We start from the raw sequence: 19,072 nt of genomic DNA on the forward strand, positions 1-19,072 counted from the left end.
GCTCGGCCGGGCCCGCCCGCCCCGGCGGGTCGGACCACCGGACCGCCCCCACGCGGTCCGGTGCGCCGGTCCCGGCCGGCAGGTCGCTCAGAGGCCGTTGTCGCTGATCACCTGCCGGTACCAGTGGGCGCTGCGCTTGGGGATGCGGCGCTGGGTGGCGTAGTCCACGTAGACCAGTCCCCAGCGCTGGTCGTAGCCCTCGGCCCACTCGAAGTTGTCCAGCAGCGACCAGACGTGGTAGCTCTCCAGCGGCACGCCGGCGGCGATCGCGCGGTGTGCGGCGGCGAAGTGGTCCCGCAGGAAGGCGATCCGGCCGGCGTCGTCGACGGTGCCGTCGGCGCCCACGACGTCCGGGCAGGGCAGGCCGTTCTCGGTGACGGTGATCGGGACGGGGCCGTAGTCACGGGTGACCCGGGTCAGGATGTCGTACATCCCCTCGGGGTAGATCTGCTGCCACTCCGCCTCGGAGGTGGCCCACCGCCGCACGGTGCCGCCGTCCGCGGTGACGTAGATCGGCGTGTAGTACTGCACGGCCAGCAGGTCGACCGGGCTGGAGATGATCTCCAGGTCGCCGTCGGCGATGCCCCGGACCAGCCGGCTGTCCTCGCCGAGGTCGGCCAGCACGTCGGCCGGGTACGCGCCGGTGAGGACGGAGTCCAGGTACAGCCGGTTCTCGTACCCGTCGTAGAGCCGGGTCGCGGCCGCCGCGGCCGGGGTGTCGTCGGCCGGGTAGCAGGGGTGCAGGTTGAACGCCGGCCCGATCCGTGCGGTGGAGCCGGTGGCGCGCAGGGCGCGCACCGCCAGCCCGTGCGCGAGCTGGAGGTGGTGGGCGACCAGGTACGCGGCGTCCGGATCCTGCCGGCCCGGGGCGTGGTGGCCCCAGAGGTAGCCGTTCTGCACCACGGTCTTCGGCTCGTTGACGGTCAGCCACACCGGCACCTGGTCGCCCAGGCCCCGGAACACGGCGTCGGCGTAGTCGGCGAAGCGGTACGCGGTGTCCCGGTTCTCCCAGCCGCCGGCGTCCTGCAACGACTGGGGCAGGTCCCAGTGGAAGAGGGTGACCATGGGCGCGACGCCGCGCTCGTGCAGGCCGTCGACGAGCCGGCGGTAGAAGTCGAGGCCGCGCTGGTTCGGTCGGCCGGTGCCGTCGGCCTGGATGCGGGGCCAGGAGACGGAGAACCGGTAGCTGTGCAGGCCGAGGTCGCGCATCAGGTCCAGGTCCTCGGACCAGCGGTGGTAGTGGTCCGCGGCCACGTCGCCGGTGTCGCCGTTGCGGGTCCGCCCCGGGGTACGGCTGAAGGTGTCCCAGATCGACTCGCCGCGCCCGTCCTCCTTGGCGGCGCCCTCGATCTGGTAGGCCGAGGTGGCCGCGCCCCAGCCGAAGTCGCGTGGGAAGCGCAGGGTGCCCGCGCCGGGAGTGGCGGTCGGGTCCCCGTCCGGCGGGGTGTCGCAGCCGACCGTCACGGCGGCGGCCGCGCCGGCCACGGCGGCGGCGACCGGGGAGAGCCCGGCGCTGGCGGTGGCGGAGAGCGCGGCGCGGTGCAGCAGTCGCCGTCGGGTGAGTATCGACATCGGTGTTTCTCCTCAGGGTGCGGGCCACCCCGACGGCCGGGAGCGCTCCCAGCACCGGCATGCGGCGTTCCGGCCGCCTCGGGGGCGGACCGCCAGCCTAGAGGGCCGCGCGGAGGCGGCCGGGATGGGGGAAGTGAGATGTGACGGGCGCCGTCGGTCGTCCGACGCGCCGGGCGGGGCGCAGATAGCGAGCGAGGCCGGCCGGGCGGCGTACGCGCCTGTCCCGTCGGCCTCTTTTCCCGTCGACTACGGGGGTTTAGTGTGGGGACGGGGGAGGGCAACCCCCGTCCCCACCTTGGTGCACACACGCACGAGTCGAATTGGCGTCCGCCGTGCGTGTCGCGCGGGAGCCGGGCCACGCGAGTGGCTCTGGTTCCACCTCCCTCCGTCACTGGCGGGTGTCGGCTGGCGACGGTGTCCGGGCTGGCCCGTCGTCAGCCTCTTGGCTTGCACCGCGGCCGGGCGACCACGGTCGTCGAAACAATTGCATCTCCGTCGATGGAAGCGCTCCCATCGGCGATGCAGCGACTGTAACGCCCGTCACGGGTTTGTGAAAGCCCCAAAACGAGATCGAAACATCGATCGGTGCTCTCCCTGCGGTGTTGTCGTGGGAGCGCTTCCATGGCAGACTGTCGAATCGACGCAGCGGAGCCAGCTCGCGTGAGCGTGGGTCGCCGAGGGCATCCGGATCTCCGGACGGCACCCCGAGGAACCGCCGCCGCCGCCCCAGGGGCGGCAGACCGGCGCAGTTCCGCACCGACCACCTTCCCGGGCGCCTCCGTCCCCCCGCGTTCCCTGCTCGCGTGGAGGCGCCTCGCCGGCGGCCCCGTCAGGCTCCGGCCCTCCTCCGAGGAGACACCGCGCACATGAGACTCTGGGCAAGACGCCGCCGGACGGCGATGTTCGCCGCCACCGCGCTGGCCATCGGCGGGGTGACCCTGCCGGCCGGCGCCGCGCAGGCCGCCCCCGCCTGCGACGTGGTCTACGCGACCAACGACTGGAACACCGGTTTCACCGCCAACGTCACCGTCAAGAACCTGGGCGACGCGCTCACCGGCTGGACGCTCAAGTTCTCCTTCCCGAACAGCTCCCAGCGCGTCACCCAGGGCTGGTCGGCGAAGTGGAGCCAGACCGGCAGCGAGGTCACCGCGACCAACGAGTCGTGGAACGGCAGCCTCGGCACCGGCGCGTCGACCACCATCGGGTTCAACGGCGCGTACTCCGGCAGCAACCCGAAGCCCACCGCTTTCACCCTCAACGGGGTCGCCTGCAACGGCACCCCGGCCAACCAGCCGCCGACGGTGTCGCTGGGGCTGCCGACCGGGCCGTTCGAGGCACCGGCCGACGTGCCGCTCACCGCCACCGCCAGCGACCCGGACGGGACGATCGCCAAGGTCGAGTTCTACCGCAACGGCCTGCTGGTCAACACCGACACCACCGCCCCGTACGGCTACACGCTGGAGGACCTGCCGGCCGGCAGCTACACCGTGCAGGCCAAGGCGTACGACAACGCCAACGGCGTCGCGGTGGCGGAGAAGGCGTTCACCGTCAACCCCGCCTCCGGTCCGGTGCTGGTGGCCACCCCGTCGGCGGTCAGCGTGACCGAGGGCGGCACCGGCACGGTCAACCTGAAGCTCAGCGCCGCGCCCAGCGCCAACGTGCCGGTGACCCTCACCCGCACCGGCGACACCGACGTCACCGTCACCCCGGCGACCGTCACGCTCACCCCGGCCAACTGGAACACCGGGGTGACGGCCACCGTCGCCGCGGCCGAGGACGCGGACACCCTGGGCGGGACCGCCACCGTCACGGCCTCGGCCACCGGCTTCGCGCCGCTGGCGATCGCCGTCACGGAGATCGACAACGACACCCCGGGCGGGGACAACGCCTACATCAAGCGGTTCCTCGACCAGTACGGCAAGATCAAGAACTCGGGGTACTTCAGCCCGGAGGGCGTGCCGTACCACTCGGTGGAGACGCTGATCGTCGAGGCGCCCGACCACGGCCACGAGACCACCTCGGAGGCGTTCAGCTTCTGGCTCTGGCTGGAGGCGCAGTACGGCCGGGTCACCCAGAACTGGGCCCCGTTCAACAACGCCTGGACGGTGATGGAGAAATATATAATTCCGAATCATTCGGACCAGCCGACGGCCGGCGCGGCGGGCACCGCCCAGTACGCCGCCGAGTACAACCTGCCCAGCCAGTACCCGTCGCAGTTGCAGCCCTCCGTCCCGGTCGGCCAGGACCCGCTCCGCTCGGAACTGCAGAGCACCTACGGCACCGGTGACATCTACGGCATGCACTGGCTGCTGGACGTCGACAACACCTACGGCTTCGGCCGCTGCGGTGACGGCACCACCCGGCCGGCGTACATCAACACCTTCCAGCGGGGCACCCAGGAGTCGGTGTGGGAGACCGTGCCACAGCCCTCCTGCGACACCTTCGCCCACGGCGGCCAGTACGGCTACCTCGACCTGTTCGTCAAGGAGGGCAGCGCCCCCGCGAAGCAGTGGAAGTACACCAACGCCCCGGATGCCGACGCCCGCGCCGTGCAGGCCGCGTACTGGGCGCTGACCTGGGCCAAGGCCCAGGGCAGGGAGGCCGACGTGGCGGCCACCGTGGCGAAGGCCGCCAAGATGGGTGACTACCTGCGCTACGCCATGTTCGACAAGTACTTCAAGAAGATCGGCAACTGCGTCGGCGCCAGCACCTGCCCGGCCGGCAGCGGCCGGGACTCGGCGCACTTCCTGATGTCCTGGTACTACGCCTGGGGTGGCGCGTACGACCCCAGCCAGAACTGGTCCTGGCGGATCGGCTCCAGCCACAACCACTTCGGCTACCAGAACCCGTTCGCGGCCTGGGCGCTGACCAACGTGCCGGAGCTGAAGCCCAAGTCGCCGACCGCGGTCGCCGACTGGCAGAAGAGCTTCGATCGGCAGCTGGAGTTCTACACCTGGCTCCAGTCCGCCGAGGGCGGTATCGCCGGTGGCGCGACCAACAGCTGGGACGGCAGCTACGCCCAGCCGCCGGCCGGCACCGCCACCTTCTACGGCATGTACTACGACGTCGACCCGGTCTACAACGACCCGCCGTCCAACCAGTGGTTCGGCATGCAGGCCTGGTCGATGCAGCGGATCGCCGAGCTGTACCTGCAGACCGGCAACGCCAAGGCCAAGGCGCTGCTGGACAAGTGGGTGCCGTGGGCCATCGCCAACACCACGGTGGGCACCAACTGGTCGATCCCGTCGGACATGAAGTGGACCGGCCAGCCCAACAACTGGGACCCGGCCAACCCGCAGGCGAACACCAACCTGCACGTCGAGGTGACGGTGAAGGGCCAGGACGTCGGCGTCGCCGCCGCCTACGCCCGCACCCTGATCGCGTACGCGGCGAAGTCGGGCAACGTGTCGGCCAAGAACACCGCCAAGGCGCTGCTCGACGCCCTCCACGCGGCCAGCGACGCCAAGGGCGTCTCCACCACCGAGAAGCGCGGCGACTACCGGCGCTTCGACGACGTCTACACCGCCGCCGACGGACAGGGCCTCTACGTCCCGTCCGGCTGGACCGGGAAGATGCCCAACGGCGACGCCATCGCCGCCGGCAAGAGCTTCCTGGACATCCGGTCGTTCTACAAGAACGACCCCGACTGGCCGAAGGTGCAGGCCTACCTCAACGGTGGCGCCGAGCCGACCTTCAACTACCACCGGTTCTGGGCCCAGGCCGACGTCGCCATGGCGTACGCCGACTACGGCAACCTGTTCCCGAACGGGTGAGGTGACCCCTCCCGGGTGGGTGGCGCGGCGCCACCCACCCGGGGGCCGACCGGGCCCGGGGGAGCGGACCGCCCGGTCGGCGGGCGGCCCGACTCCCACGGTCGGGCCGGGGGTGGGTCGACCATCCGGTCGACGCAGCGGATCGGGCGACCCACCCCACCGCCCGCCCGCGGCGTGCGTCGGGGAAATGCCGCGAAAAAAGAGGGCGTCGTGGGATCACACGACGCCGCGCGACGGAGTACCGTGTTTCTCGGAGAGGCCGCTCCCCCCGTGGCGGCCTCTCCCTTAATTTTCCCCCCGGTTCAGCTTCCGTCCGGGGTGACCGGGTGCCGCAGCCCCGGATGGCCGGCCGGCAGCGACCGCCGGATCAGCACCCAGCTCACCGTCAGCGCCGCCGCCACCAGCGGCCAGGTCAGCGCCGCCCGGGCCACCGTCAGCGCGACCACCTGACCGCCGAGGTACAACGGCAGGAACACCGCCACCCGCAACGCGTACGTCGCCGCCCAGACCCAGCTGCCCCGCGAGTACGCCCGCAGCAGCGCCCGGTCCCGCCGCCACCGGCCCCGCTGCCGCAGCGCCACCCCGACCACCACCCCCAGCAGCGGCCAGCGCACCACGATGCTGACCACCCAGACCAGCGCGCTGGCCGCGTTGGAGAAGAGCTGCACCAGGAAGAAGTCGGCCGCTCGTCCGGTGTAGAGCGCGATCAACGCGGCGACGCAGACGGCGAGCAGCCCGACCAGCACCGACCTCGGCCGGTCGCCCCGGCGCAGCCGCCACCCGGCCACCGCCGTGCCGGCCAGCACGGCCGCCGCCACCCCGCCGGCGATGGACCGCCCGGTCAGCAGCCAGCCGAGGGTGAACGCCACCGGTGGCAGGGTCGCGTCGACCGCGCCGCGCCGCCCGCCGAGCAGGTCCGCCAGCGACTCCGGCCGCTCCGCGACCGCCGGCTCCCGTTCCGCCGTACCGCCCACCGTCACCTCCCGTGGTCCGGCCCCAACCTAGCCGGGACGCACCGGTGTCCCGCCGAGCGACCTGCCGGGCGGGCCGTTACGGTGTGCGGGTGCGCGCGACGGCAAGGGGTTGGACCGCAGTCTGGTTGGTCGTACTGGCTCTGGCCCAGGCGGCCGCTCTCGTGGTGCTGTGGCGCTTCGCCGTGCACACCGGGACCGGCCAGTGGCTGGACACGGTCGCGTTGACCGGCAATCAGATCGGCCAGGACCGCATCGACGGGCCGGTCAACAAAATCCTCAACGCGATGTCGGTGGTGTCGCTGCTCGCCGCCACGGCCGTGATCGGCTTCATCGCGCTGATCCGTGGCCGCAAGGCGCTCGCCGTCGCGGCCACCCTGCTGATCGCGGGCGCGAACGTCAGCACGCAACTGCTCAAGTACGTCCTCGACCGGCCGGCGCTGGGCATCGACCCGGAGCGGGACGCCGCCGGCAACAGCCTGCCCAGCGGGCACGCCACCATCGCCGCCTCGGTGGCGCTGGCGCTGGTCCTGGTGCTGCCGCCCAAGGTGCGCCCGCTCGGGGCGTTCCTCGGCGTCGCGTACGCCGCCATCGCCGGCGTGGCCACCCTCTCCGCCGGCTGGCACCGGCCCAGCGACGCCGTGGCGGCGTTCCTCGTGGTCGGCGTCTGGGCGGCGCTGGCCGGGCTGCTCCTGCTGGTCTTCCAACGGGAGCAGGCGCAGGTCTCCGCCGAGGACGCGCACCGGGTCGCCGCGGCCCTGCTCGGGCTGGGCGGCCTGGCGGCCGTCGTCGCCAGCGGCCTGGCCCTGTCCTGGCTGCTCGACCAGCAGCAGGTGCCGGTCGACGAGCTGAGCCGCCGTCCGCTCTTCATCGGGTACGCGGGCAGCGCCGCCGGCATCGCCGGCACGATGGCGGTGGTGGCCGCGCTGGTGCTGCTCCCGATGCACCGCCTGGTGCCCCGCTACAAGGGCTGATCAGCGCCGGTACGTCCCGACCATGGTGCCGCTGGCCAGTTCCCGGCCGGCCAGTGCCGCGTGCACGTCGGCGGCCTGCGGGGCGTCGGCCAGGTCGACCGGGCGTTCCAGGGCGTACAGCCGGAAGAAGTAGCGGTGCGCCTCGTCGCCCTTCGGCGGGTGCGGTCCACCCCACCCGGTGGTGCCGAAGCCGTTGGGCCACTCCTGGCCGCCCTCGGGGACCATGCCCTCCCCGACCCCGCTGGAGGTCGGGGAGATCCCGGTGACCAGCCAGTGCAGGAACGGGCTCCGCCCGGCGTCCGGGTCCTCGACCAGCAGCAGCAGCTCGGTCGCGGACTCCGGCACGTCGGACCACTCCAACGGCGGTGAGGCGTTCCCTCCGTCTCGCGAGAACCGCCCCGGCAACTGGTCGTGGTCGTTGAACGCGGTGCTGCGCAGCATGATGCCGGCCATCTGTCGCCCGCCCCCTCTCGTCGGCCCGGCGCGTACCCGCGACCGGCCGGCCGAAACCGACGTGGCAGGGTACGAGCACGACGACGGCGGGGGAGGACCGGCCCGGTGGAGACGGTACGGACGGCGTTCCGGGACGAGTGCGCCCGGCTCGACGGAGTGCTGCGCACCCTGTCCGAGGCGGACCTGGACCGCCCGACCCCCTGCCCACCCTGGGCCGTCCGCGACCTCGTCGCCCACGTCAGCACCGGCGCCGGCCGCCTGGTCGACATGCTCGCCGCGCCGGCCCCGCCCCGGGCGGAGGTGGACGCCGCCGGCTACTTCGGCGCGGCGAAGTTCACCCCGGAGGTCGACGCGGCGCGGGTCGACAGCGCCCGCCGGGCGGCCCGGCGACCGGCCGACGCGGCGGCGACGGCCGAGGCCTTCACCGCCGCCTGGCGGGGCACCGACTCCGCCGTCGCGGCGCAGCCCGCCGACCGGGTGGTCCGCACCCGGCACGGCGACGCGATGACCCTGTCCGATTTCCTGGTCACCCGGGTGGTGGAGGTCGGCGTGCACGGCCTCGACCTGGCCCGGGCGCTGGACCGGCGGCCGTGGCTGACCCCGACCGCCGCGCGGGTGGTCGCCGACCTGCTCACCGGCGGGCGGCCCGTCCCGGCGCGGCTGGGCTGGGACCCGCTCACCCTGATCCGCAAGACCACCGGCCGGCTGCCGCTCACCGAGGCCGAGCGCGCCGAGATCGCGACGGCGGAATTTCGCTGGCTCTCCTTCGCGGGCTGACGTGCCCGGCCCGGCGCCGGGTGCCGGCCGTCCGGGTCGCCGGCCCCGCTCGCGCCCGCCGTGCTGGGCAGGGGCGGGTCGCCGGAGCCCGGGTCAGTCGCCGGTCCGGGGCGCGGGGACCGCGGCGACCGTGCGGCGCAGATGCGCCAGGACGATCGGGTCGATGTGCCCCGGCACCAGCCGTTCCTCGAGGTTCTCCCAGCCCGCCCAGGAAGCGAGCGCCTCCTCCAGCGCGGGCCCGGCCACCGTCGCGGGCGCCGCGGCGCCCGCCGGGTGGACGGCGGCCGTCAGCCCGGCGCCGCCGGCGGGGTAACCGGCGGCGGCCAGCAGACCGGCCACCTCGTCGGCGAGCGGGCCGGTCAGTTCCAGCAGGGTGGCCGGGTCGGGCTTGCCGAAGAGCATGGTGTGGATGTCGAGCAGCCGGTGCAGCTCCCCGACCGGGTCGGGGTGGTCGTCCACCCGCAGGTCCACCAGGTTGTCGCCGGTGCCCGCGTACCCACCGCCGCGCTGGACCACCAGGAGGGCCGCGCTCTGGCGACCGCGCCGGTCGCCCCCGGCCTGCTCACCGGCGCGCAGGGCGGCGAGCAGGCGCTGCGGGAACGGCAGCGCCTCGCCGGCCAGCCAGCCGTCGCGCACCGCCTCGACGATCTGCGGGCCGGCCAGGATGTTGCCCTGGGCCGCCCAGTCGTCGCCGGCCAGGCCACCGGCCCAGCCGCCGCAGCGCGGGCCGGTCCAGGTGGCGCCGGGGCCGGTGGCGCCCACCACACCGAGCTGCCGGTCGTCCCGGCCCGGATCGGCGGCGACCAGTTGGGCGATCACGTCGGCGGCGGGGACGCCCGCGCGCAGCAGCGCCAGCCCGTTCGGCCGGTAGGAGAGGTTGGCGTGGGCCTGGCTGGCCACCGCGCCCACCTCCGCCTCGGCCGCCGGCACCAGGGCGCCGGCGGCGAGGAACCTGCTGGCCACGGCGACGCCGTGCAGGCGGCCGTCGGCGGACCGGGCGACGAGGGAGAAGGTCACCGGTGAAGGTTAGCGCCGCCGTGGGGCACCCGGGAGCCCCCGAGGGCGGGCGGCGGTCGGCCGCGACCGGGGTGACCGACGCCACCGACCGGCGCTGGCCCGGCCGGCCGACGTCTCGTGCGGACATCGTCGTCCGTCCCTGCCGGCGGTCGGGACGCGTCGGGCGGCGACCGGCGATCGGTGACCCTTGTCCGCGGGCGGGCGAGCGGGCACGATCGACCGGATGACGAACCGATGGGGCATGACGGTGCCGTTGGGCGGCGTCCCGCTCGCCGACCACGCCGCGGTCTACGCGGCCCTCGACCGGGCCGGGTTCACCGACGTCTGGTCGTCGGAGGTCAACGGCGCCGACGCGTTCACCCCGCTCGCCCTCGCCGCCGCCTGGCAGCCGCGGCTGCGCCTCGGCACCGCGATCGCCCCGGTCTTCACCCGGGGGCCCGGGCTGCTGGCGATGAGCGCCGCCGCGCTCGCCGAGGCCGCCCCGGGGCGTTTCGCGCTGGGCATCGGCGCCTCCTCGCCGGTGCTGGTCGACGACTGGAACGCGATTCCGTTCACCGAGCCGTTCCGGCGTACCCGGGACGTGCTGCGCTTCCTCCAGGCGGCGCTGCGCGGGGAGACGGTGGACGGGGCGTTCGGCACCTTCGCCGTCCGCCGGTTCACCCTCGAACGCCCACCGGCGGTGCCGCCGCCGGTGCTGCTGGCCGCGCTGCGCCCCGGGATGCTCCGGCTGGCCGCCGCGGAGGCCGACGGGGTGATCCTCAACTGGCTCGCCGCCGACGACGTGTCCAAGGCCCTCGCCGAGCTGGGCGGACGCGGCCCCGGCTTCGAGGTGGTCGCCCGGATCTTCGTCTGCCCCACCGAGGACGCCGGCTACGCCCGCACCCTCGGCCGGCGGCTGATCACCAGCTACCTGACCGTGCCGGCGTACGCCGAGTTCCACCGCTGGCTGGGCCGGGAGAGCGCGCTCGGCCCGATGTGGACGGCCTGGGCCGCCGGGGACCGGCGCGGCGCCGGCTCGGCCGTGCCCGACGAGGTGGTCGACGCGTTGGTGCTGCACGGCTCGCCCGAGCGGTGCCGCGCCGAGGTGCGCCGCTACGCCAAGGCGGGGGTGGACGTGCCGGTGCTCGCGCTGCTGCCCACCCCGGAGCTGACGTCCGGCGGCGCCGCCGCGCTGGGCGACCTGATCGCCCGGCTCGGGCCGGCGGGGGAGGAGCGGGCGTGAACCTGACCGACCGGGTGGCGGTGATCACCGGAGCGGCCGGCGGCATTGGCTCGGCGCTGGCGCGCCGGTTCGCCGCCGAGGGCGCGGCGGCGCTGGTGCTGGCCGACCTGGACGCCACCGCCACCGGCGCGGTGGCCGAGAGCGTCGGCCCGATCGCCCGGGCCGTCGCCGTGGACGTCACCGACGAGGACCAGGTCCGCGAGCTGGTCGCCGACACCGAGCGGCGGTACGGCCGGATCGACCTGTTCTGCGCCAACGCGGGCGTGGCCACCGGCGGGGGCGTGGAGGCGGCCGACGCGGAGTGGGACCGGTCCTGGCGGGTCAACGTGCTGTCCCACGTGTACGCCGCCCGCGCGGTGCTGCCGGCGATGCTGGCCCGGGGTGAGGGCTACCTGCTGCACACCTGCTCGGCGGCCGGGGTGCTGACCGCGGTGGGCGACGCCCCGTACACCGCCACCAAGCACGCGGCGGTCGGCTTCGCCGAGTGGCTGGCGATCACCTACCGCGACCAGGGCGTCCGGGTCAGCGCGCTCTGCCCGCAGGGGGTGGACACGCCGATGCTCGCCGACGGGCTGGCCGCCGGCCACCTCGGCGCCCGGGTGATCGCGGCCTCCGGCGCGGTGCTCACCCCCGATCAGGTGGCTGACGCGGCCATCGCCGGGCTGGCCGAGGAGCGCTTCCTGATCCTGCCGCACCCCGAGGTCGCCGCGTACGCCCTGCGCCGCGCCCAGGACCCCGACGGCTGGCAGGCCGGCCTCCGCAAACTCGTCCGCCGCCTCCGCGCCTGACCCCTCCCTCCCGCGCTCCCGCCCCCCTCCCGCCGGCCCGGCCCGGCCCGGTGATCAAGAAGTTTGCGTCTCGGCGGGCCGGTCTCCCGACGCAAACCTCTTGATCACCGTGGACGGAGGCCGCGCTGGCCGTGCCCGGGCGCGCGGCTGGGGTGCCGGGGGTCAGGGGTGCCAGCGGAGGGGGCCGGGGTGGACCGACCAGAGCAGGCGGCGCCAGCCGGGGCGGGCGGCGCGCAGGGCCGCCACGTACTGCTCGGCGAGTGCCGACGCCCGGTCGGCGTGGGCCGGGGTGGCGCTACCGGGGGCGAAGGCGACCTGGTTGAGCAGGACGGCCAGCTCGTCCACGTCAGGGCCGTCCACCATGGCCGGTGCGGTGGCGACGGCCAGGCCGTACCCGGCGTGGTCGGTCTCGCCAGTCGGGGGAGCAGGCGGGCCGGCGGTCGGGGGAGCGGTCCGGTCGGCGGTCGTGGTGGCGCGGGCGTCGGCCAGGGTTCGTCGGGCGTGCCGGGCCACCTCCGTGGCGGCCAGGTCGCCGCCGACCGGCCGGCCCGCCAGGCGCAGCGCGTCGGTGACCTCCCGCCAGGCGCCGGCGATCCGCTCACCGGGGTCACCCCGTTCGCGGCGGGCCCGCGCCTGCGCCCGGCGCATCCCGGCCAGCGTGGCCAGCCCCGCCCCGACCAGCAGCAGCAGGCCGGCGACCGCCACGGCGACCAGCACCGGCGTCGGCAGACCCCGATCACCGCCGGGACGGTCGGCTGCGGCCACCGCCGGCGGGGTCGCGGTCGGCTCCACGGTCGGCTCGGGCACCTCCGACGGGGGCGGGTCGTCCGGCGTCGGCCGGAAGTCCTCCTCCACCGGGCGGGGCTCGGTGTCCGGCCGCGGCAGCGGGTCGAACGGCACCCAGCCGACGCCGGAGAAGAGCACCTCCGGCCAGGCGAACGCGTCGGCGGCCCGGACCGGACCGTCGCCGCGCGACTCGAAACCGACCACCACCCGGGTCGGCAGGCCGGTGAGCCGGCCCAGCACCGCGAACGCCGCCGCGAACTGCTCCGACGTGCCGCGCTGCCCGCCGCCACCGCGCGGTCCGAAGAGGAAGAAGTTCAAATTCGGGTACGCGTGCCCGCTCGGCGCGTCCGCCACCACCCGGTAGTGCTCGGCGAGGAACTGCTCGATCGCGGCGGCCCGCGCGTACGGGGCGCCGTTGTCCTCGGCGAGCTGGCCGGCGAGCTTGCGCAGCGGCTCCGGTGTCCCGTCGGCGACCCGCAGCACCCGCGCCACCTCCGCCCCGGCCGGCACGTCGGCGGTGGCGAGCAGGTTCGTGTCCGGCCGCTCCCGCGCCGAGGTGACCGTGTAGCGCAGTCCCGGGCTCAGCCCCTCCGGGCGGATCAGCGTCCCGGTCGCCGGGTCGTACGCCACCCGCGCCCCGGTGACCTCGCGCGGGGTGGCCACCGCCGGCAGCAGCCGTCCGGTCAGGTCGGCCACGGTGATCTCCTGTCGGACGGCCTCCACCGGCCCGGCGTGGGATGCCGTGGCGGGCAGGATCCGCCCCGCGTTGCGGTAGGTCGCGCCGACCCGCCAGGTCACCCCGTCGTAGTCGCTGAGCACCGCCAGCCGGATCCGGCTCTCGGTCCCCGCCGGCGCCCGCGTGGTCACGTCCAGCAGCTTCTGCTCCGGGTTGAGCGCCCAGCCGGAGATCCGGATCAGCGGGTTCTCGTCCAGCGACTCCACCCGTGGCGGCTCCACGTACCGGCGCGGGTCCACCGGCCGGTCGTCGACCCGGGCGGCCAGCAGCGGCCCGAGCAGGGCGGCCAGGCCCACCACCACCGCCAGGCCGAGCGCGGTGCCCGCCACCAGCCGGGTCCGCACGGCCGCCCGGACCGACGGGGCCAGCCCGGCGGTCGGATCGGCCGCCCCCGGCGCGCCCCGCCGGTCGGACCCGGCCAGCCCCACCGCGACCGCGCCGGCGAAGGCCACCGACGGCCAGGTCGCCGGGTCCGCGTTCGGTCCCACCACGTAGAGCGCGCCGGCGTAGAGCAGCGTCGGCGGCAGGAAGCCGAGCAGGGTCCGGCCGGCGCGCAGCGCCACCTCCGCGCCGGTCAGCCCGGCCAGCCAGGCCGCCACCAGCGGCACCAGCACGGTGTCCGGGGCCGGCTCGACCGGGATCATCGCGGTGAGCAGCCGGGGGATGCCGTTGCGGGCCGCGTCGGCGACGATCGGCCCGAAGCCGCCCGGCAGGTCGGCGTGCCGGGCGGCCAGGTGCAGCGAGAACGCCGTCCAGCCGGCCATCGCGGCCACCGACACCGGCGCCACCAGCCAGGACGGCAGCCGCCGGGCGGCCACGCTGACCAGCACCGAGCCGACCGCCGCGCCGAGCATCAGCCGGGTCAGCAGGTCGTCCGCGTACACCCGACCGAGCACCACCCCGGCCAGCGCGGTCAGCACGACCAGCGCCACCGGCACCGGCACCGCGCGCAGCCCCCGCCGCACCGTCGCGCCCCGACCGTCGCCCGGCGGCGTCGCCGGACCGGGTGCGGCCGGGCGCGCCTGCGTCGTCACCACCGGCGGACCCCGTCCCACTCGGCGGCGAACCCGGCGCCGTCGGCCACGTCCAGCACCACCAGGCCCGCCGCGGCGGCCGGCGTCGGCCCGTCCGCGCCGAAGACCGCCACCACCACCGACGGGTACGCCCCGCGCAGCGCGCCGAGCTGCCCCAGGTCACCCCGGCCGCCCGGCCCGGTGAGGAAGACCAGCGTGTCGCCGGCCCGGTCCTGCCGCAGCCGGCTCGCCGAGGTGCGCAACGTGTCGGCGTCGCCGTCGGTCAGCTCCACCGCGGCGAGCCGGTCCAGCGGCGGCTCGCCGGCCCGGTCCTCCCCGGGCGCCACCAGCAGCAGCGCCACCGGCAGGTCCTCCCGGACGGCGGCGGTGACCACCGAGGCGGCCGCCTCACAGGCGGCTTCGAAGGACTCGGCCACCCCGTCCACCCGCTGCGGGTGGGCGCCGGCCCGGTTGTCCAGCAGCACCACGATCCGGGGCAGGCTGGTGTCCACGTTCTCCCGCACCATCAGCTCGCCGACCCGGGCGCTGGTGCGCCAGTGCACCCGGCGCAGCTCGTCGCCGACCACGTACTCACGCAGCGAGTCGAAGGTGATCGACCCGTGCGGCACGCTGTCCGACCGGCCGTCGAGGCTGCGCCCCGCGCCGGTGGGCACCGCGGTCAGCGGGTGGATCCGCGGGTGCACCCAGACCGGCACCGTTCCCCCGTACGGGCGGGAGAGCGCCACCAGCCCCAGCGGGTCGCGCCGGGTCACCCGCAGCGGGCCGACCGGCACCACGCCGCGGCGTCGGGTCGGCACCTCGTACCGGACGGTGGTGTCCCGCCCGGGACGCAGCCGCAGCACCGGCACGGGCACCGTCGCCGCGCCGCACCGGTCCTCGGCCAGCAGGTTCGCCGCCAACAGCCGCCCGGCGTTGCGCACCGTGACCGTCATGTGGGCCGGCTCGCCCCGGGCCACCCGGTCCGGGTCGGCGCTGCGGGCGACCGCCAGGCGGGGCCGCCAGGCCGCGGTCGCCACGGCGTAGCCGACCGCCACCGCGGCCGCCGCGCCGAGCAGCGCCAACTCCGGGTACGCGAAGCGGAAGCCGACGCCGAGCAGCAGCACGGCGGCGACGAGCAGCCCGACGCCCCGGGCGGTGATCCCCATCGGCGTACGGCCGTCAGCCGTGTGCCGGGGCCGGCTGGCCCGACGGCAGCGGCACCGGCACCGACGCGATCGCCTGGCGCAGCACCTCGGCGGGGGTCACCCCGCGCACCTGCGCGTCCGGGGTGAGCAGCAGCCGGTGCGCGAAGACCGGCTCGGCGAGGGTCTTCAGGTCCTCCGGCATGATCCAGCCCCGGCCGTCGATCAGCGCGTACGCGCACGCCGCGCGGGTCAACGCGATCACGCCCCGGGGGCTGACCCCGACCCGTACCTGGGGATGGCTGCGGGTCGCGGCGGCCAGCCGGACCGCGTACGCGTAGAGCGGCTCGGCGATGTGCACCCGGCGGGCCATCCGGACCATCTCCCCGACGGTGGCGGTGTCGGTGACCGCGCTGAGCGAGTCGGGGGAGCGGACCGTCGCGCCGCGCAGCACCTCCACCTCGACCGCCTCGTCCGGGTAGCCCACCGACAGCTTCACCAGGAAGCGGTCCAGCTGCGCCTCCGGCAGCCGGTAGGTGCCGTCCATCTCGACCGGGTTCTGCGTGGCCACCACCAGGAAGGGCTGTGGCACCGGATGCCGGACGCCGTCCACGGTGACGGTGCGCTCCTCCATCACCTCGAGCAGCGCCGACTGGGTCTTCGGCGAGGCCCGGTTGATCTCGTCGGCGATGACGATGTTGGCGAAGACCGGCCCGGGGTGGAACTCGAAGCCCCGGGTGGCCTGGTTGAAGATGGTCACCCCGGAGACGTCCGAGGGGAGCAGGTCCGGGGTGAACTGGATGCGGCGCCACTCACCCTTGACCGTCGCGGCGATCGCCCGGGCCAAGGTCGTCTTGCCCACGCCGGGCACGTCCTCCAGGAGGACGTGCCCCTGCGCGAACAGCGCGGTCAGCGCCAGCCGTACCACCTGCGGTTTGCCCAGCACGACCGCGTTGACGTTCTCCGCCAGCCGGGCGGCGAGGGCGGCGAAGCCCTGCACCTCCGGGTGGGTGAGCGGTTCCTGGGGGCTGTTCACGGTGGTGGTGCTCCTCGACTGGCTGGTGCGGCGTCAGCAGGTGGGCAGGACGTTGATGTTGTCGCCGCCCTCCAGGTTGAGCCAGGCCCACGGGATGTAGTTGCGCCCGGAGTACTCGACCTGCACCCACCAGGTGCTGCGCTTGTTGTCGTTGTAGATGTAGGCGTAGACCTCTTCGCCCGACTTCTTGCAGTACGCCTTGAGTCGGGTGCCGGGCTTGGCCCAACCGACCTGCCTGTTGTTGTCCTGCCGAGGCACGGAGAAGACCTCGTTGCCGTTGCGGCCGGCCACGTCGTTGTCGCAGTAGCTCGCCTCCGGCCCGGACGCGCCGTTGTTGCAGGTGGCGACGCCGTACAGCGGGTCGGTGGTCTGCGCGCGGCTCGCCGTGCCCTTGCCGGCGGCGTTGCTCGCCGTGACCGTGAACGTGTACGCGGTCCCCGGCGTCAGGCCGGGCATCGTGATGCTGGAACAGGGGCCGGCCCTCGCCGCCTCACCGGCGGTGCTCAGCGAGCAGGTGGCCTGCCCGCCGCCCGCGTCGACGGTGAAGGTGACGGTCGCCGCGGTGGCGGTCGCCGACGATCCGGTCACCGTCACCCGGGGCGGCGCGACCGTCCGCGCGGTGGTGCTGGCCTCCGGGCCGGGACCGGCCTCGTTGACCGCCTTCACCTTCACCGTCACGCTCTGCCCGTCGTCCAGCCCACGCACCGTCGTCTGCGTGTCGGTCACCTCGCTGACCTTGCCCCCGACGTCGACCAGGTACTTCGTCACCGGGCGGCCGTTGTCGAGCGCCGGCGACCACTGCACGGCGACGGTGCCCCGCTGGTCGGCGACCGTGGTCGCCCGCAGCTCCACCGGCTGCCCCGGCGGGGCGAACGGCACCACCGTGTTGCTCACCGGCGAGGCCGCCGAGCCGGCGCCCTTGTCGTTGACGGCCACCACGGTGAAGGCGTACTGGGTGCCGTACTCCAGCTCACCGGCCGGCACCACCAGCTCCGTCTTCGCCGACTCCCCGGCCGGGGCGTTCGTGCCGGCCGAGGTCGCGGTCACGGCGTACTTCGCGATGGTGTTGCCCTGCCCGTTCGCGGCCGGCCACTTCACCAGCACCGTGCCGTCCGGCCGGGCCTCGGCGGTCACGCCGGCCGGCGGGTCCGGCACCGCCGCCGTCGGCGTGACCGGGTTGCTCCGCCGGGCCGGGCCGGCGCCCTTGGCGTTCACCGCGTGTACCGCGAACGTGTACGACTCGCCGTTGGTCAGGCCGGTGATCTCCACCGCCCGCTGGTTGGCGCCCACCTCGTGCTTCTGGCCGCCGCCCTCCACCACGTACCTGGTGATCTCGGCGCCGTTCGCGGCCGCCGGCTTCCAGCTCACCCGGGCCCGCGCGTTGCCGGCGGACGCGGTGACGCTGCGCGGCGCGCTCGGCTTGCCCACCTTCGGCTTCTTCGGCGGAGGCGGCGGCGGGGGGACCGGCGGCGGATCGCCGCCGAGCACGTCGTTGGCGTACTTGTTGACCTCGCGCACCTGGTGCTTGTCGTCGACCACCCGCGCGGTCGACGAGTCGGGCGCGTTGATGAACAGGTGGTTCTCCCGCACGTCCAGCTCCAGCGGGCCGGTCATCCCCTTGCCCCGGATGGTGTCGACCAGCTTGCCGGCGCCGTCGAAGGCGTAGACCGTCCCGCTGGCCTCGTCGGCGCAGTAGAACCGGCCGGCCCAGGCCACCGCCGCGTTGAGCCGGTCACCGCTGCCCGGCACGGTGAACTGGCGTACCTCGCTGCCGTCGGCCACGACGTGCACCCGCCGCTCGCCGCCGACCGTGACCGGCACGGCCGGGCCGCTGGTCCGGGCCGGCAGCGTGCCCGCGGACGACATGGCCAGCGGGGTGCGGACCGTCTCGCCGGCGCGGACGGTGACCAGCGACGCCGAGGTGCGGTCCAGCACCGCCACCCCGTCGTCCAGCGTGGACACCACCAGCTCGTGGCTCGGCTCGGCCACCGTGTACGTCTCGACCTGCTTCGGGCTGAGGCCGCCGCCATCGGCCGGGGCGGAGGGCAGCTCCGCCGCGGTGACCGCCGAGACGGTGCCCTCACTGGGGATCGCGATCCAGAGCCGGCCCTTGCCGTCGAACGCGCCGCCGGTGATGCCCGGCGGGTAGCGCACCGGCTCGCCCACCGGGGTGAGCGAGCGCGGGTCCAGCTGCCGGACGATGCCCTGCACGGCGTCGACGACGAACGCCGCGTCCTCGTGCAGCACGACGTTGACCCCGAGGCCGGGGGTGGTCCGGGTGGTCGCGGTGATCTGGAGGGTGGCCAGGTCCAGCGAGCTGACCTGACCGGTGTTCAGGTCGCGCAGGATGAGCAGCCGGTCGGTCTGGGTGACCTGCATCGGGTGCCGCCGCGCGCCGGGGATCTCCATCCGGGTGTCGACCCGCGCGGTGACGCCGTTGACCCGGGCCATCTCGCTGCGCGCCGCGCTCCACAACCAGCTGCTCGCGTCGTAGTTGGCCACCGCGTTGTCGGCGGCGCCCAGCCCGAGCACCGTCAGCCCCATCGCCGCCAGCAGCGCGCCCACCGTGCCGATGGTGACCAGCCCGCCGCGCATCCGGGAGCGGCGTGGCGGTGCGGCGGTGTCGGTCACGGTGCTCCGCCCCGAGTCGTCGATGGTGGCCACGTCTGGCTGCCTCCCCGTCTGGCTGTCCAGGTGGCGCGCCGTGTCCCCGGCGACCCTGCCCTGAGCCGTGGGACATCATATGGGCCGCGCCGGCACCGGGGAACCCGCTGGGTCCCCCTGTGGACACCCAGCGTGTGCGCCGTGGACG

13 protein-coding genes are annotated in these 19,072 nt (G+C 75.0%); 5 read left to right on the forward strand and 8 right to left on the reverse strand.

All coding sequences use genetic code 11. The annotated features are described in order from the left end of the window. Positions 1 to 87: 87 nt before the first annotated feature. Positions 88 to 1,572 carry a GH1 family beta-glucosidase gene (locus FHX75_RS00635; RefSeq protein ID WP_154936151.1) on the reverse strand — a complete coding sequence of 495 codons (1,485 nt, stop codon included), beginning with the start codon at positions 1,570 to 1,572 and terminating at the stop codon, positions 88 to 90. An 866-nt stretch (positions 1,573 to 2,438) separates the two neighbouring features. Between FHX75_RS00635 and FHX75_RS00640 the strand changes: the two genes are divergently transcribed. After that, complete coding sequence (locus FHX75_RS00640; protein ID WP_154936152.1) at positions 2,439 to 5,345, forward strand: glycoside hydrolase family 48 protein; 2,907 nt, start codon at positions 2,439 to 2,441, stop codon at positions 5,343 to 5,345. Between the two features lie 302 nt (positions 5,346 to 5,647). Here the strand turns inward: FHX75_RS00640 and FHX75_RS00645 are convergent, their stop codons facing one another. Then, the gene (locus tag FHX75_RS00645; RefSeq protein ID WP_154936153.1) at positions 5,648 to 6,319 is read right to left on the reverse strand and encodes a DUF3159 domain-containing protein; all 672 of its coding nucleotides are present in this window, start codon (positions 6,317 to 6,319) and stop codon (positions 5,648 to 5,650) included. A gap of 83 nt (positions 6,320 to 6,402) precedes the next feature. On the opposite strand from FHX75_RS00645, the gene FHX75_RS00650 reads away from it, so the two are divergent. Continuing rightward, positions 6,403 to 7,290 (forward strand): phosphatase PAP2 family protein, encoded by an 888-nt coding sequence (locus tag FHX75_RS00650; protein WP_170285336.1) that lies wholly within the window; start codon positions 6,403 to 6,405, stop codon positions 7,288 to 7,290. Here the strand turns inward: FHX75_RS00650 and FHX75_RS00655 are convergent, their stop codons facing one another. Next, a complete protein-coding gene (locus FHX75_RS00655) occupies positions 7,291 to 7,743 on the reverse strand; it encodes a YbhB/YbcL family Raf kinase inhibitor-like protein (protein ID WP_154936155.1) in 453 nt (150 codons plus the stop codon). Positions 7,744 to 7,848: 105 nt separating this feature from the next. On the opposite strand from FHX75_RS00655, the gene FHX75_RS00660 reads away from it, so the two are divergent. Beyond that, entirely contained in the window at positions 7,849 to 8,520 is a 672-nt protein-coding gene (locus tag FHX75_RS00660; protein WP_154936156.1) for a maleylpyruvate isomerase N-terminal domain-containing protein, read from the forward strand. A gap of 93 nt (positions 8,521 to 8,613) precedes the next feature. Here FHX75_RS00660 and FHX75_RS00665 read toward each other — a convergent pair whose 3' ends face one another. Then, complete coding sequence (locus FHX75_RS00665) at positions 8,614 to 9,537, reverse strand: DUF1028 domain-containing protein (RefSeq protein ID WP_154936157.1); 924 nt, start codon at positions 9,535 to 9,537, stop codon at positions 8,614 to 8,616. Positions 9,538 to 9,778: 241 nt separating this feature from the next. Here FHX75_RS00665 and FHX75_RS00670 point away from each other — a divergent pair, with 241 nt between their 5' ends. Then, positions 9,779 to 10,759 carry an LLM class F420-dependent oxidoreductase gene (locus FHX75_RS00670; protein ID WP_154938637.1) on the forward strand — a complete coding sequence of 327 codons (981 nt, stop codon included), beginning with the start codon at positions 9,779 to 9,781 and terminating at the stop codon, positions 10,757 to 10,759. After that, positions 10,756 to 11,547 (forward strand): SDR family oxidoreductase, encoded by a 792-nt coding sequence (locus FHX75_RS00675; RefSeq protein WP_154936158.1) that lies wholly within the window; start codon positions 10,756 to 10,758, stop codon positions 11,545 to 11,547. The genes FHX75_RS00670 and FHX75_RS00675 overlap by 4 nt, the downstream gene beginning before the upstream one ends. 162 nt (positions 11,548 to 11,709) lie before the next feature. Here FHX75_RS00675 and FHX75_RS00680 read toward each other — a convergent pair whose 3' ends face one another. Genes FHX75_RS00680 through FHX75_RS00695 form a run of 4 tightly spaced genes read right to left on the reverse strand, consistent with a single transcriptional unit; the run spans position 11,710 to position 18,855 of the window. Further along, on the reverse strand, positions 11,710 to 14,124 hold the full coding sequence (locus tag FHX75_RS00680) for a transglutaminase TgpA family protein (protein WP_425463461.1): 2,415 nt from the start codon (positions 14,122 to 14,124) through the stop codon (positions 11,710 to 11,712). Then, complete coding sequence (locus FHX75_RS00685; RefSeq protein ID WP_154936159.1) at positions 14,100 to 15,248, reverse strand: DUF58 domain-containing protein; 1,149 nt, start codon at positions 15,246 to 15,248, stop codon at positions 14,100 to 14,102. The genes FHX75_RS00680 and FHX75_RS00685 overlap by 25 nt, the downstream gene beginning before the upstream one ends. 13 nt (positions 15,249 to 15,261) lie before the next feature. Next, complete coding sequence (locus tag FHX75_RS00690; RefSeq protein WP_154936160.1) at positions 15,262 to 16,260, reverse strand: AAA family ATPase; 999 nt, start codon at positions 16,258 to 16,260, stop codon at positions 15,262 to 15,264. A gap of 33 nt (positions 16,261 to 16,293) precedes the next feature. After that, positions 16,294 to 18,855, reverse strand: a complete 2,562-nt coding sequence (locus tag FHX75_RS00695; RefSeq protein ID WP_154938641.1) for a fibronectin type III domain-containing protein — start codon at positions 18,853 to 18,855, stop codon at positions 16,294 to 16,296. Positions 18,856 to 19,072 lie beyond the last annotated feature (217 nt).

The organism is Micromonospora palomenae, assembly GCF_007829925.1.
In the GTDB taxonomy this organism is placed as follows: domain Bacteria; phylum Actinomycetota; class Actinomycetes; order Mycobacteriales; family Micromonosporaceae; genus Micromonospora; species Micromonospora purpureochromogenes.